12 protein-coding genes are annotated in these 14431 nt (G+C 71.4%); 5 read left to right on the top strand and 7 right to left on the bottom strand.

All coding sequences use genetic code 11. From position 1 onward, the window contains the following. Positions 1-99: 99 nt before the first annotated feature. The 5 genes from N865_RS08515 to N865_RS08495 all read left to right on the top strand — a co-directional run bounded on the left by N865_RS08515 (position 100) and on the right by N865_RS08495 (position 4650). Positions 100-1116 (top strand): zinc-dependent alcohol dehydrogenase family protein, encoded by a 1017-nt coding sequence (locus N865_RS08515; RefSeq protein ID WP_034804159.1) that lies wholly within the window; start codon positions 100-102, stop codon positions 1114-1116. A gap of 270 nt (positions 1117-1386) precedes the next feature. Then, on the top strand, positions 1387-3138 hold the full coding sequence (locus N865_RS08510) for a phytoene desaturase family protein (RefSeq protein WP_084328070.1): 1752 nt from the start codon (positions 1387-1389) through the stop codon (positions 3136-3138). Then, positions 3135-3593, top strand: coding sequence for an SRPBCC family protein (locus N865_RS08505; RefSeq protein ID WP_034804070.1), 459 nt, complete (start codon positions 3135-3137; stop codon positions 3591-3593). The genes N865_RS08510 and N865_RS08505 overlap by 4 nt, the downstream gene beginning before the upstream one ends. Positions 3594-3893: 300 nt before the next feature. Further along, complete coding sequence (locus tag N865_RS08500; RefSeq protein WP_034804068.1) at positions 3894-4280, top strand: DUF6916 family protein; 387 nt, start codon at positions 3894-3896, stop codon at positions 4278-4280. A gap of 79 nt (positions 4281-4359) precedes the next feature. Then, positions 4360-4650, top strand: a complete 291-nt coding sequence (locus N865_RS08495) for a DUF6916 family protein (protein WP_034804066.1) — start codon at positions 4360-4362, stop codon at positions 4648-4650. On the opposite strand, the gene N865_RS08490 is transcribed toward N865_RS08495, so the two are convergent. From N865_RS08490 to N865_RS08460, 7 genes are all read right to left on the bottom strand, one after another. Further along, entirely contained in the window at positions 4629-5135 is a 507-nt protein-coding gene (locus N865_RS08490) for a GNAT family N-acetyltransferase (RefSeq protein ID WP_034804155.1), read from the bottom strand. The two genes, N865_RS08495 and N865_RS08490, sit on opposite strands and share 22 nt — an antisense overlap. Positions 5136-5143: 8 nt before the next feature. Continuing rightward, positions 5144-5665, bottom strand: a complete 522-nt coding sequence (locus tag N865_RS08485; RefSeq protein WP_034804063.1) for a phage tail protein — start codon at positions 5663-5665, stop codon at positions 5144-5146. Between the two features lie 9 nt (positions 5666-5674). Next, on the bottom strand, positions 5675-6187 hold the full coding sequence (locus N865_RS08480; protein ID WP_034804060.1) for a phage tail protein: 513 nt from the start codon (positions 6185-6187) through the stop codon (positions 5675-5677). 8 nt (positions 6188-6195) lie between these two features. After that, positions 6196-6702, bottom strand: a complete 507-nt coding sequence (locus N865_RS08475) for a phage tail protein (protein WP_034804058.1) — start codon at positions 6700-6702, stop codon at positions 6196-6198. A gap of 11 nt (positions 6703-6713) precedes the next feature. Further along, positions 6714-11912 carry a beta strand repeat-containing protein gene (locus N865_RS21695; RefSeq protein ID WP_169735723.1) on the bottom strand — a complete coding sequence of 1733 codons (5199 nt, stop codon included), beginning with the start codon at positions 11910-11912 and terminating at the stop codon, positions 6714-6716. A gap of 267 nt (positions 11913-12179) precedes the next feature. After that, a complete protein-coding gene (locus N865_RS08465) occupies positions 12180-13556 on the bottom strand; it encodes a GH1 family beta-glucosidase (RefSeq protein ID WP_211244880.1) in 1377 nt (458 codons plus the stop codon). A gap of 1 nt (position 13557) precedes the next feature. Then, positions 13558-14430, bottom strand: a complete 873-nt coding sequence (locus N865_RS08460; RefSeq protein ID WP_034804053.1) for a bile acid:sodium symporter family protein — start codon at positions 14428-14430, stop codon at positions 13558-13560. Position 14431: the final 1 nt, after the last annotated feature.

Raw genomic sequence — 14431 nt, 5'->3', positions numbered from 1 at the left:
AGGGCGTGCGGGGAGGGGGCGCGCGGGGAGGAGGGCGCGGGACGGCCACCGTGAGAGCGGGGTTGGACGCGTCCGCGCGCCGGCATGAGGATGGAGACCATGCGCGCAACGACGATCCATGCCCCACGGGACATCCGGTTCACCGAGGTGCCCGACCCGACGATCGAGAAGCCGACCGACGCCATCGTCCGGGTCGTCGCCGGCTGCATCTGCGGCTCCGACCTGTGGCCCTACCGCGGCGAGAACGCGATCACGCCCGGCTCGACGATCGGCCACGAGGCGGTCGGGGTCGTCGAGGAGACCGGCTCGGACGTCTCGGGCTTCGCGCCGGGCGACTTCGTCATCATCCCGTTCTGCCACAGCGACAACACGTGCCCGCACTGCCGAGCCGGCTTCACGTCGGTCTGCACGAACCAGGGCTGGACCGAGAGCGGCCAGGCCGAGCTCGTTCGTGTGACGCAGGCCGACGGCAGCCTCGTCAAGACCGATGGGATGCCCGACTCGTCGCTCATCCCATCGCTGCTCACCCTCTCCGACGTCATGGCGACCGGGTGGCACGCCGCGGTCGCCTCGCGCGTCCGCCCTGGTGGCACGGCCGTCGTCATCGGGGACGGCGCGGTCGGCCTGTGCGGGGTCATCGCGGCGAAGGAGCTCGGCGCCGAGCGCGTCGTGGCGATGTCGCGGCACGAGCCTCGGCAGCGGCTGGCCACGGAGTTCGGCGCGACCGACGTCGTCGCGGAACGTGACGATGCCGGCGTCGAGGCCGTCATGGAGCTGACCGGCGGCATCGGCGCGGACGCGGTCCTCGAGTGTGTGGGCACCGACCAGTCGATGAAGACGGCATTCCGGGTGGCTCGACCGGGTGCGACGGTCGGCTTCGTCGGCGCGCCGCACGGGGTCGAGCTTCCGGTCCGGCAGATGTTCGTCCGCAACGTCGGCCTCGCCGGCGGCATGGCCCCGGTCCGGGCCTACCTGCCCGACCTGCTCGAGCGCGTCCTCGACGGGCGGATCGACCCGGGCAAGGTCTTCGACCTCACGCTCCCCCTCGACCAGGTCGCCGAGGGCTACCGCGCCATGGACGAGCGCCGCGCGATCAAGGTGCTCCTGCAGCCCTGAGCCGGAGGGCGCTCCGCCTGGGTGCCAGCGCCGGAGGTGCACCGACATCAACCCGTATGCCGCTGCCCCCGCCCAGCCACCCACGGCCCCGCGCTCGCGGCGCGATACTCGTCGCACGGCATACGCGCTCGCGCCTGACCCCGGCCCGCGCGGTCCGCGCGTGGACGGGCAAGCTGGCCACCCGGCATACGGACGCTGGGTGGTGCCTCGGGTTGAGGCGGCACGAGCCGGGGTACGCAGCGAAGAAGAGCCGGCGACGAGAGGAGCCTCATGACCACCGTCGATGCCGTCGTCATCGGGTCCGGGCCGAACGGGCTCGTGTCGGCCAACCTGCTCGCCGACGCGGGCTGGTCCGTGCTCCTCCTCGAGGCCCAGTCGACGATCGGGGGCGCCGTCGCGAGCGACTCGTCGGTGGCCCAGGGCTACGTTCACGACACGTTCAGCTCGTTCTACCCGCTCGCCGCGGCCTCGCCGACGATCCAGGGGCTGGGGCTCGACCGCTTCGGGCTCGAGTGGGTCCACGCACCCGCCGTCTGTGGGCACCCGTTGCGCACCGGCGGGTGGGCCGTGCTCGAGCGCGACCGCCACACCACCGCCGCCGGCCTCGACGCCCTCCACGCTGGCGACGGGGACGCGTGGCTCGACCTCTGCACCACGTGGGACCGCGTCGGCGACCACGTCATCGACGCGCTGCTCACCCCCTTCCCGCCCGTGCGCTCCGGGCTCGGGCTCGCCCGACGCGTCCCGGGCGCCGGTGGCCTCGCCCTCGCCCAGGCCCTGCTCCGACCCGTCCGGAGCCTCGCGGCCCGGTCCTTCCGCGGGGAGGGGCCGCGGCTGCTCCTCGCCGGCAACGCCGCCCACTCGGACATCCCCCTCGACGCTCCCGGATCGGGCTTCATGGCCCTCCTGCTCGTCATGCTCGGGCAAGCCCACGGCTTCCCCGTCCCGCGTGGAGGGGCTGGTCGTCTCAGCGCCGCGATCGCCGACCGCTTCACCGCGCTCGGCGGGGAGATCCGCGTCGGCACGCCCGCGACCGGGATCGTCGTCCGGAACGGGCGCGCCGTCGCGGTACGCACCCCCGACGACGAGGTCGCCGTGCGGCGAGCGGTCGTCGCCGACGTCTCCGCGCCGGCCCTCTACGGCGGGCTCGTGCCGTGGGAGGAGCTGCCCCACCACCTGCGGGCCCGGATGCGTCGCTTCGAGTGGGACCCGGGGACGGTCAAGGTCGACTGGGCCCTCGACGGCCCGATCCCTTGGCGGGACGCTCCCGACCGACCCCCGGGCACGGTCCACCTCGCAGACTCCGTCGACGAGATCACGCGGACCATGGACGAGATCCGCTCCGGCCTCGTGCCGTCGGCGCCCTTCATCCTGCTCGGTCAGATGGCCGCCGCCGATCCCGGCCGTGCCCCCGTGGGGCACGAGGCGGTGTGGGCCTACACCCACGTGCCGCAGCGCATCCGCGGCGACCTCGGCAGCGTCACCGGGGCCGGCTTCGGCGGGGGTTCCGGATCCGGTGCGCAGGGATCCCGAACGATCACGGGGCGCTGGGACCGCGACGAGGCGGAGCGGTTCGCCGACCGGATGGAGGCGCGGGTCGAGCGCTTCGCCCCCGGCTTCCGCGACCTCGTCGTGGCCCGGCGGGTCCTCGGGCCGCGCGAGCTCGAGGCGCGTGACGCGAACCTCGTCGGGGGCGCCCTCAACGGAGGCACCGCCACCCTGCGGCAGCAGCTCGTCCTGCGGCCGGTGCCCGGACTGGGCCGTCCGGAGACACCGGTCGAAGGCCTCTACTTGGGCTCGGCCTCGGCCCACCCGGGCGGCGGTGTGCACGGCGCCTGCGGGGCGAACGCCGCACGCGCCGCCCTCTGGCACAACCGCGTGCGACGGCGGTTCCCCGGTCCTGGCAACCGGAAGCTGAAGGGACGCATGCAGGGGAGCCAGGTCCAGGACAGCCATGTCCCGGAGAGCCGTATGCAGGAGAGCCGTATTCCGGAGAGCCACGGACCGGGGCCGACGACATGAGCACGACGACCCGGCTGTGCCGGTGTGAACCCGAGGACGTGTTTGCCGTGCTCGCCGACGGGTGGAGCTACGCGTCCTGGGTCGTCGGCGCCGCCCGGATCCGCGACGTCTCGCCCGACTGGCCGTCCCCCGGGGCGACGATTCACCACTCCGTCGGGGCATGGCCGCTTCTTCTGCACGACTGCACCGTCGTCCGGTCGGCCGATGCACCGACCCGCCTCGAGCTCGAGGTGCGCGCGTGGCCGAGCGGTCAAGGAGTCGTGACCGTCAGCTGCGAACGGGTCGCGGATGGCACCCGCGTGACCATGGTCGAGGATGCGACGCAAGGGCCCGCCTCCCTCGTGCCAAAGGTCCTGCGCGACCCGGTCCTCGACTGGCGCAACACCGAGACCCTGCGTCGTCTGGCGACGATGGCCGAGCACCGTGCGCGGAGCACCAGCGGTCCGACCGCCTGAGCCACGCTCGAGAGCGGAATCCTCACCCGGGCCGAGCACCACACGACCTCCGCCCCGGCGGAGTAATCGTGGTCCGGGAGCGCCCCGCCACCACACGACCTCCGCCCCGGCGGAGAAATTGGGGTCCGGGAGCGCCCCGCCACCACACGACCTCCGCCCCGGCGGAGAAATCGCGGTCCGGGCGTCGGGCCCTCGGACAGGCGGTTTGGAGTTCCCCGTTTTCCCGCGCGCCGACCTGCGCGGGCGGGATGATGCTCCCGTCGCCGGCGTCGTCGGCATCTCTCGCGTGAAGGGGGCGTCATGGTCCTCAGTCGTCGCAGCATCGTCCTCGGCGGTCCGGTGGCCGTCGCCACGACACTCGTCCCGACGCACACCGCGTCGGCGGCGACGTCCACAGGCACGTCGGGCTCGCTGCTCAGCAGGTCGCGGTTCGCGAGCCGCGTGGGCGCCTCGTTCACCCTGACAGCAGGCGGCACCCGCTGGTCCGTCACGCTGTCGCGGGTCACCGACGTGCTCGGCGCCCCACCCGGCGACGACCGCCGGTTCGCGGTGACCTTCACGTCGCCGAGCGCCGGGCCCTCGAGCGGGACGTGGACGGTCTCGCGTCCGGGGTTCACCGCGACGACGCTCTTCGGCGTCGCCGCCCCGGACCGCCGGTCATTCACGGCCGTGGTCAACCGGATCTGACGGGGCCACCGAGCCGCGACTCAACCAACGCCCCAGCAGTACCGCTCCGCCCCTCAGGCCAGACAGACGGGATCGCACCATGGACCTCGCCACCGCGACCGCCGAGTCCTTCGCCCCGCTCGTCGGGGAGCAACTCGCCCTGCGAGCACCGACCGGAGAGGCGTTCGATGCCGTCCTCGTCGACGTGACGCAAGGACCGCCCGGGGCGGGCCGAGACCAGTTCGCGCTCCTCTTCGTCGGCGGCCCGACCCCGCCCGCGCGCCAAGGCGTCTTCGAGGTCGCCCACCCGAGCCTCGGCCGGCTGGAGATCTTCCTTGTGCCGCTCGGCCCGGACGGACGGGGCGAGCGCTACGAGGCGGTCTTCGGCTGACCGGCCGGTCGCCGCAGGAAGAGATAGATCCCGAGGTCGTCGACGACCTCGAACCCGAGCCGCGTGTACAGCCGCAATGCGGGGTTGCTCCGCTCGACGTGGATCGTCGTCGCCTTCCCGGTCGCCTCGGACTCCGCGATGACCGCGGTGAGCAGCCGCGTCCCCACCCCCTGCCCGCGGTGCTCCGGCGCGAGGGTGATGTCGACGACCCTCACTTCGTCGGCGCGTCGGTCGACGCAGAGCCGCCCAGCGCGTATGCCGTCGACGACGACCACGTCGAACGTGCCGTCCGGGTTCTGCCGGCGCCATGACGCGTCCTGAGCGTCGAACTGCTGCGTGACGAAGGCCCTCCTCGTCGCCTCGTCCCACGGGACCAGGGCGAGCTCCGCTGCCCGCGTCGTCGCGTAGAGGTCGAGGAGGAACCGCCGGTCCTCGGGCGTGATCGGGCGCAGCTCGACGACGCGCCCCGGGCCAGGGGGGCGCACGATCCCCGTCACGGGCGCTGCGGGTAGATGCCCTGCAGAGCGATGACAAAGAGCAGCCCCAGATAGGGCTGCATGTTGTTGTGCGGCAGGTTCCCTCCGGTCGGGCCGGCCATGGAGGGGGCCATCGAGGTGACCCCGCCGGGAGCGGCATACGAGTTGATGCCGCCCGTCTCGGCGGCCAGCAGGTTCGCGGCGGGGGTCCGGTCGCCGCCCTCGGCCTGCGAGGCAGCCATCGAGTGGGTGTGGGCGGGCATCTCGCTCTGGAGCAGGGTCACCGTCTGCTCGCCACCGGACTCGCCCAGGTACCGCTGGGAGAGCCCCGGGCCCTGGCCCGGGTGCATCGGCGCGGATCCGCCGAGGTTGGGCAGCCCGAAGGTCGTCCTCCCATCCCCGCCGTACGTCGTCCCGAGGAGGGAGAACAGGGCCGTGTTCTGGCTGATCGGCAGGAGCTGGCCGTCGCAGGTCGCCCATCCGGTCGGCGCGAAGGTGAAGCCGACGATGCGGATCTCGGCCACGAAGGGATCGGACATGGCGGCTCCTCAGTTCGGGGTCGGGTAGATGCCGAAGACGGAGATGATGAAGCTGATGCAGAGGTAGGGCTGCAGGTTGTCGTGCGGTTGGGAGCCGCCGCTGGGGGCGGCGCTCGATGGGTGCAGCGTCGTGTGGGGCTGGTCGGTGCCGTAGGCGAAGACCGTCACGCCGGCCGTCGTGGCCGGGACGTTGCCCGTGGGCGAGGTGACGGACGCCGTCGCCGAGGACCCGGCGACCGGGTGCGTGTGCGCTGGTATCTGCTGCGTCGTCAGGGTGACCGACTCGACGCCCCCGGCCTGCCCCTGGACGTAACCGGCTCCGTCCGCGTGGACGGGGATCCGGCCCCGAAGGTCGGGCAGCGCGAAGGTCGACTGGCCGTCGCCGCCGTACGTCGTGCCGATGAGGTTGAAGAGGGCGTCGTACTCGCTGATGGGCAGCAGCTGGCCCTCGCAGAAGAACCAGCCGACCGGCGCGAAGTTGCCGCCGAACATCCGGATCTCGCCGATATACGGATCGCTCATAGTGACTCCTAGTTGCGCGAGGGGAAGATGCCCTGGAGAGCGATGCACATCAACAGGACGAGGTAGGGCTGGCGGTTCTCGTGCGGCTGACTGCCGCCGGCGGGGGCGAGAGCGCCGGCGTCCATCGCGACGAGGTTCTGCGCCGGCGCGTAGGCGGGAGAGCCCACGCTCGTCGCGAGCATCGAGAGCGGGTCGGGCACCCCGGTGGTCGCGCTCGCATCGGTCGCCAACACCGGGTGCGCGTGCGTGGGCAGCTCGCCGACGGTGAGCGTATGGCTCGCCTCCCCGGCCGACTGGCCCTGGCTGATCTCCTGCCCGATGTGGAGCGGGACGCGGCCGAGGAGGTTGGGCAGGGCGAAGGTGACCCTGCCGTCGCCGCCGTACGTCGTGCCGAGGAGGGAGAAGAGGGCCTGGTTCTGGTTGATCGGGAGGAGCTGGCCGTTGCACACGGCCCAGCCCTTCGGGGCGTAGCCGAAGGCGATCAGCTTGATCTCGCCGAGGAAGGGTTCGGACATGGTCGCTCCTTCTAGAACGCCAAGGTGCAGGGGATGAAGTTGCTGCCGCTGATGACTGCCGCGCCACCCGTGCCGAACGTGCCCGAGGCGCTGAGCGGGTTCTGCCCGGACACGTAGCTCTCGGTCTGCGCGGCCGTCGACGGGTTGTTCGGCAGGCCGACGACGCCGAAGTCGTTCGTCGTCGACACCGTGCCCTGCTTGCGCAGCCCGATGCCGGGGGTCACGGTCCCGACGCCGGTGCTGCCGGCCGTCGTGTTCGACGAGATCTGCAGGCACACGTTCGTGTCGGCTGCTGTCCCTGACGATGTGCCCGAGTCGACGCGGATGCCGGCCGCGCTTGCCGTCGTCGAGGGGGCCGCGACGTTGTTGTTCTGCACCCTCGCGTTGAGCGTCCCCGTGGAGTTGGCGAGGAAGCGGATGCCCGAGCTGTCGGTCGACGAGACCGTGTTGTTGCTGATCGTCGCGTTGAGGACGGCACTGTCGAGGGTCGTGAGATCCGACAGGACCCGCTTGTCCGTCCCGCCCGCGATGCCGAACGACCCCGAGATCTGGGTCTGCGGCTTGACGTAGTTCCCCGTGATGGCGCTGTTGAGCACGTGCGCCCCGGTGACATCGATGGAGACGCAGGTGCCTCGGTTGAGCCCGAGCGGTGAACCGGCCGTGCCGTTGCTCGTGACGTCGACGTAGCTCGTGCCGCGCCCGGTGAGGGCGACCTCGATGCACTGGGTCGACATCGGGTTCGCGGCGCTCGCCCCGGCGACGAGGTTGCCGTTGATCGCGAGGTGCGAGCCGCTCGACCCGAAGTTGGCGACCGGGCCAGACGAGCTGGCCGGGTTGCCGCCGAGGAGGATGATGCCTCCGCCGTTCGGGTAGCCCGTCACGCTGTTGCCCGAGATCGACCCCGACCCGATCGCCGCCGTCGTCGTGCTCGAACCGGACAGGTCGAAGAGGATGCCCGACCCGGCGGAGTCGGCCGAGGCGGCCGGGCTCTGGACAGTGTTGTTCGTGACCGTGACGGACGTGAGGATGCCGCTCCGGTTGACCACATGAATGCCGCCACCATAGGCACCGACGAGGTTCGACTTCGACACCGTGAACGCGTCCGTCACGTTGGCGATCGTCGGACCGTCGTCGTTGAAGGCGATGCCCGAGTGGAGCGCGTTGTGGCTCGCCGTCCCGTTGCCGGAGATCGTGCCGCTGACGAACGAGAAGCCGGAGACGCCGGTCCCGTCGATGCCGGGGGCGTTCGGCGTGCCCGTCACCGTGAGGTTGGTCAGGCTGACGTTCTTCGTGCTCGTCAGCGACACCCCGGCGCCCGTCGTGTTCTGGATCGTTCCGCCGGACGCGTCGCCACCCTGGGCGGCGCTGCCACCACCGAGGACCGTCAGGCCGGCGGTCGTCCCAGTGTTGTTGAGGCGTATGCCGTTCACCGCGCCGTTCGCGCTGACGCTCTTGAACGTCAGGCCGCCGGTGCCGATCGTGACCCCGTCCACGGTGAGCGCCGTGCCGGTCGTGCTCGAGAGCGTCGACGTCGTGCTCGTCGCGGAGACGGTCCCGCCGCCGGTCGCCGTGAAGGCGCCCGCGCTCGTCGTCGAGATGGCGAGCTTGCCGGAGAACGCCACGGCGGCACCCGAGTTCGACGAGAGGGCCACCGCCGGTCCCGTGACCGGCCCGGTGAAGGAGACTGTCCCGCCGGTCCGGCCGCTCACGTTGACGGACCGCCCGGCGCTCCCCGTGACCGTTGCCCCGATCGTGATCGTGGCCGCGCCGCCGCTCTGCCCGTTGATGTCGACGCCGTCGGCCCCGCTCGTCGACACCGTGACCGGGGTCGTCGTGCCGACCGTCGCCGCTCCGATGGCCTCGGCGTGGATGCCGTCGCCCGAGGCACCTGTCACGTCGACGCCCTGGACGTCGGCGCCGGTCGCGAGGTCGATGCCGTTGCCACTCGCGTTGGTGATGACCGGGTTGGTCCCGCCCGCCGCGACGATGGTCGAGCCGCCCAGGACGAGGCCGTTGGGCTGACCCCACAGGCGCTGGTTGCCCTCGAGAGGCAGACCACCGGCATACGACCCGGATCCGGGGTAGACGAAGATGACGTCGCCGGCGGAGTCGACGTCGCCTGAGCCGCCGGCACCGTCGAGCGTGCTCAGCGAGGTGAGCGGGCGACCGGACCGGCCGTCGCTCTGCGCGCCGCCGTAGGCGCTGTCGACGTACCACACGAGGTCCGAGCCGATCGCGACCGAGACCGTGCCGGTTGCGCTCGCCTGTCCGTCGCTGACGGTGTAGGTGAAGGTGTCGGTGACGCTCTTGTCGCCGACGGCGGGCAGGAAGGTGAAGCTGCCGTCCGCGTTGATGGTCGCCGTGCCGCCGCGCGTCGACGTCGTCGTTCCCGCGGTGACGGTGAGCGGGTCACCGTCCTGGTCGGTGTCGTTGGCGAGCAGGAGGTTGCCGCTCAGGGTCACCTTGGGCCCGGTGCCGGTCGTCCCGAGCACGGCGAGCGTGTTGCCGACGGCCCCGGTGTAGGTGTCGGTGGCCGCGACGGGCGGGTCGTTGACGTTGTTGACGGTGATGGTGAACGACGTCTCGTAGGTGAGTCCACCGCTGTCCTTCGTCTGGATCCGGACCGAGTACACGGCCTTGGTCTCGAAGTCGAAGGAGGCCGCTGTCTGCAGGGTGTCGCCGGAGATCTGGAACGACGCGTTGTCGGTGCCGCCCGCGCCGCTGACCAGCGAGTACGTGAACGTGTCGCCGGCGTCCGGGTCCGTCGTCGAGAGGGTCCCGACCGCGGTGCCGGAGGGCTTGTTCTCGTCGACGGCGGCGTTCGACAGGGCCAGGCCGGTCGGGGCCTCGTTGACGTCGGTGACCGTGATGGTGAAGGACTTCGCGAAGGTGTTGCCGGCCGAGTCCTTCGTCTGGATGCGGACCGAGTAGCTGTTCTTCGTCTCGAAGTCGAACGAGGCGGCGGTCGCCAGCGTGTCGCCGGAGATCGAGAAGGACCCGTTGTCGGTGTCACCCGCGCCGCTGACCAGGCTGTACGTGAACGTGTCGCCCGCGTCGGGGTCGGTCGTCGACAGGGTCCCGACGGTCGTGCCGACGGGCTGGTTCTCCGCCACGGCGGCGTTCGAGAGGGCGAGATCGGTCGGGGCTGCGTTGGGGCTGACGGTGAAGGAGAAGGAGACGTCCGAGGCCATCGTGTCGGGCGGGTCGATCGGGTCGGTGTCGTGGACTCCGGTCGCGGTGATCGAGACCGTGCAGGTGGCTCCCGGCGGCAGCGGGTCGGTCGGGTCGAGGGTGATGGTCGAGCCCGGCGAGCCGGAGAGCGTGAAGGCGACCGGGGTCCCGGTCGGGCATGCGACGGCGAACGCCGCATCCGTGGTCGTCACCGACTCCGTGAAGGTGATGACGATGTTCGCTCCGGAGCTGGCGTCGGTCGCGCCGTCGGCGGGCGACGTCGAGGCGACGGCGGGCGCGGTGTCGACGGTCGTGAAGGTCGCCGACACGTCCGAGGTCATCGTGTCGGGCGGGTCTCCGGTGTCGACGTCGGACACCTGGCTACCGACGACCTTGACCGTGCACGAGCTCGTGCCAGGCAGGTCGGCCGTCGGGTTGAGCGTGACGGTGTCGGAACCGGAGCCGGACAGTGCGTAGCCCACCGGCGAGCCGCCGCACGTCAGCACGAAGGACGATGACGTCACGGTGACGGGCTCGGTGAAGGTGACGACGACGTTCGAGCCGGGGTCGACGCCGGAGGCGCCGTCGGCGGGGCTCGTCGAGACGACGGCCGGCGGGGCATCGGTCGTGAAGCTGAAGGTGTAGTCGGACGCCAGGTGGTCGGGCGGGTCGACACCGTCGACGTCGCTGATCGCCGCCGCGGTGACGGTTACCGTGCAGACGGACCCGGTCGGCAGGGAGGCGTCCGGTGCGATGGTCAGGGTGGTCGTCCCGGAGCCCGTCGCCGTGTACGTCTTGGGGTCGCCGCCGCAGCTGAGCGCCACGGGGGTCGCGGTCGTGTCGACGGGCTCGGAGAAGGTGACGGTGATCGACGTATTCGTTGCGACGTTGGCGGCGTTGTCGGTCGGGCTCGTCGAGACCACCGTCGGGGCGAGGTCGAGCGTCGTGAAGCCGATCGAGATGGGCGCGGTGAGCTGGTCGGGCGGGTCACCGGTGTCGACGTCGGTGATGGAGGACGCCGGCGCAGTGAGCGAGCACGTCGTCGTGAGCGGGAGGGCGGCAGCCGGGTGGACGGTCACCGTGTCGGTCCCCGAGCCGGTCACGGTGACGGCGCGGGACGACCCACCGCACGTCAGGGTGAAGGCGCCCGCGGCGACATCGACCGGCTCGCTGAAGGTGAGGGTGATGCTCGCCGAGGCCTGGACGTCGGTGGCGCCGTCGGCGGGGGTCGACGAGAGGAGCGTGGGAGCCGCGTCGACCGTGAAGCTGAAGGTGTAGTCGGCGGCCGGGTTGTCGGGCGGGTCGTTGGTGTCGACGTCGCTGACGCCACTGGCGGGCACGGTCACGGAGCAGAGGGCGCCGGGCGTGAGGTCGCCCTGCGGGTCGAGGGTGAGCGTGGTGCCGGGCGAGCCCGCTTCGGACACCGGCTGGGCGACCCCGTCGCACGTCATCGTGACCGAGTCCGGCACGACCGTGACCGGTTCCGAGAACGTGATCGTCACGTTCGTCGTCGTCGAGACGTGGGTGGCGCCGTCGGCGGGGGACGTGGAGATGACGCGAGGGGCCGCGTCGTTGGGGGTCACCTGGTAGGGCACCTCGCTCGAGGTGCACAGCACGGGGTCGGTGACGTAGCGCAGCACCCCGGAGGAGGCGTCGGCGCAGAAGTAGACGACACCGCTCGTGGGCGGGAGGGTGAGCTGGAGAGCCGGCGGACGGCACTTCGAGAAGCTCGTGACGTACCGCGACGAGCCGGAGGGCTGGACGCAGACGCGCACCGGGCCCGGCTTGAAGGTCACGAGGGTCTCGTTCTTGCCGCAGTCGGACGCCGTCGCGACGGCGCGAAGGTTGCCGTTGCTCTTGAGCGCGCACGCGTAGCGCAGCTCCGTCGGCGCCGTCGTCGCCTGGCTGGCCATCGGTGACACGAGGGCACCCACGAGCGCGACCACGCAGAGCACGGCGAGCCGCGCGAGGTGTCGGCCCATGGATCCGGCCTGCGGCCACGTGGCCGTGCGGTCACCCGGGACGGTGGAGCGAGGCATCATCACAACCCTCCGTGCACAGGACGGGCATCTCCGTGTCTCACGGCCCGGTCGGGCGGTCGCAGCGCACGGACGAACAACCCTGTGCTGTGTGATGGATACCACTCGGCGACAGGGGCTCGCGGCAGAATCCGGCGTGCTGACCGCTTTGTCCGCCTTTCCGACGGCGCGTCGCCGACGCCGTGGGTGAGGAGACGGACGCGGCCTGCGCGAACGCGCGCCGGGCTCAGCGGCATACGACGCGTGCCGTATGCCGCCGTGCCGGGTTCACACGACGGCGTTGGTCCGCGTCACCTGGCGGAAGTACTCCGCGCTGAGCTTGGGGGTGCGGACCTGGGTGTCGAAGTCGACGTGGTGCAGGCCGTAGCGGTTGAGGTAGCCCGCGATCCACTCGAAGTTGTCGATGACGCTCCAGTGGAAGTAGCCCTTGACCCGCGCGCCCTCGGCGGTGGCGCGCTGGAGCTCGCCGAGGTAGCTGCGCAGGAACATGACGCGCGCCGTGTCTGCGACGGCACCATCGACGAGCTCGTCGGTTGCGGCACAGCCGTTCTCGGTGATGTAGATCTCGGCGGGGTCCCACACCGACTGGATGAGCCGCGGACCCCAGTAGATCGACTCGGGGCTGACGTGGTGCCAGCTCGCGAAGTGGGGGTGCGACGGCTGGAACGGGAGGACCTCGTAGCCGAGCGGGTGCGTCGCCACGTCGTCGCTCGCCCGGACGTAGAAGTTGGTCTGGTAGATGTTCACACCGACGAAGTCGAGGGGGCTGCCGATGACAGCGAGGTCCGCGTCGGTGAAGGCCGGGGCGTCGGCGCCCGCCGCCTCGAGGTAGGCGTCGGTGTAGCGGCCCTCGAGCATGACGGTGATGAGACCGGCGTTCGTCTCGCGCATCGCCGTCTCGGCGGCCCGGACGTTCTCCGGGGTGTCGATGACCGGCACGCAGATGTTGCTGTTGTCGGCTGGACCGACCTTGATGCCGGGCCGGCCGTGGGCGCGGATCGCCTGGACGGCGAGGCCGTGACCGAGGACGGCGTGGTGGCGGACCTGGTTGACCTGCTGCGCCGGGAGCTGCAGGCCGGGCGCGAGGATCCCCGTCGCGTACCCCGAGTCGACCAGGTTGGAGAACTCGTTGATCGTGAAGAAGTGACCGACGCGGTCGCCGAGCTGCTCGGCGACGTGGGCGGCATAGGCCCCGAAGGCCTCCGGGGTCTCGCGCGAGGTCCAGCCGCCGCGGTCCTGGAGGGCCTGCGGGAGGTCCCAGTGGTAGAGCGTCGCGAAGGGCGCGATGCCGGCCGCGAGGAGCTGGTCGACCAGGCGGCTGTAGAAGTCGATGCCCTTCGGGTTCGGCGTGCCCGTGCCGTCGGGGAAGATCCGCGGCCACGAGATCGAGAAGCGGTAGGCGGTCGCGCCGAGCTCCTTCATCAGGCGCACGTCCTCGGGGTAACGGTGGTAGTGGTCGCAGGCGACGTCGGCGGTGGCGTCGACCAACATCTTCCCGGGCGTCCGCACGAAGGTGTCCCAGATGGACGGGCCTCGTCCGTCCTCGTCGACGGCGCCCTCGATCTGGTAGGCCGCCGTCGCGGTCCCCCAGAGGAACCCGTCGGGGAAGGAGCGGGCCGCGGGTCCGCCATCTGCTGTCGTCATCTCAACCTCCTTGGGGGGCCGGCTCGCTCGCGACGAGCCGGCGCTTCTGCCAGTTGACATACGGCTTGGTGACGATCCCGATGAGGACCGCATAGAGGATGACGGTCGCCGCGAACGACTCCTTGGGGAAGTTCGCGGCGGCGATGCCGATCGCGATGCCCGGGTTGCGGTTGGCACACGCGATCGCGAGGACGATCGAGTGGTCGCGGTCCGGACCGCCCAGCACGTGGCCGATCAGGAGCCCGGCGGCGATGAAGAGGGACATCGCGAGGAGGGTCCCGAGGGTGGCCACCTTGAGGACCGAGGGGAAGACGAGGACGAGGAGCACGACGATGGCCACGAGCATGAGCAGGTTGGCGAGCCGGCTGATCGGCTCGTTGGCCCGGGCGGCGAAACCGGGTGCCAGTCGCTGGACGATCATGCCCGCGGCGAGCGGCAGCAGCACCGTCGTCACGATGGCCGTCGCGATCGTCCCCGGCTCCACGCCGAACGGCCGGCCCATGACCCGGCCGAGGAACTGCGTGAGCGCCGGCACGATGACGATCGACAGCGCGGAGACCGCGAAGGCGAGCCCGTAGGAGTAGGAGAGGTGCCCGCCCGATGCCATGGTCGTGCGCGGGAGCAGCTGCGGGATGGGCGAGAGCGCGATGACGACGAGTGCGACGCGGGCGGCGTGCGGGAAGTCGAAGTAGAGCTCGATCGCGAGCGCGACGACGGGCATGACGACGAACATCGCGAGAAGGCTGACGAGGAGCAGCCGCGGCCGGCGGACAAGGTACTCGACGTCGGAGCGGGTCGCCCCGAGGCCGGCCGCGAAGACGGTCGCGGCGACGCTCACCTGGAAGGTGATAGACAGCAGCTGGGTGACGGTCATC

The organism is Intrasporangium oryzae NRRL B-24470, assembly GCF_000576595.1.
In the GTDB taxonomy this organism is placed as follows: domain Bacteria; phylum Actinomycetota; class Actinomycetes; order Actinomycetales; family Dermatophilaceae; genus Intrasporangium_C; species Intrasporangium_C oryzae.
The sequence above is the reverse complement of the archived record's forward strand: the minus strand, read 5'-3'. Positions and strand labels throughout refer to the sequence as shown.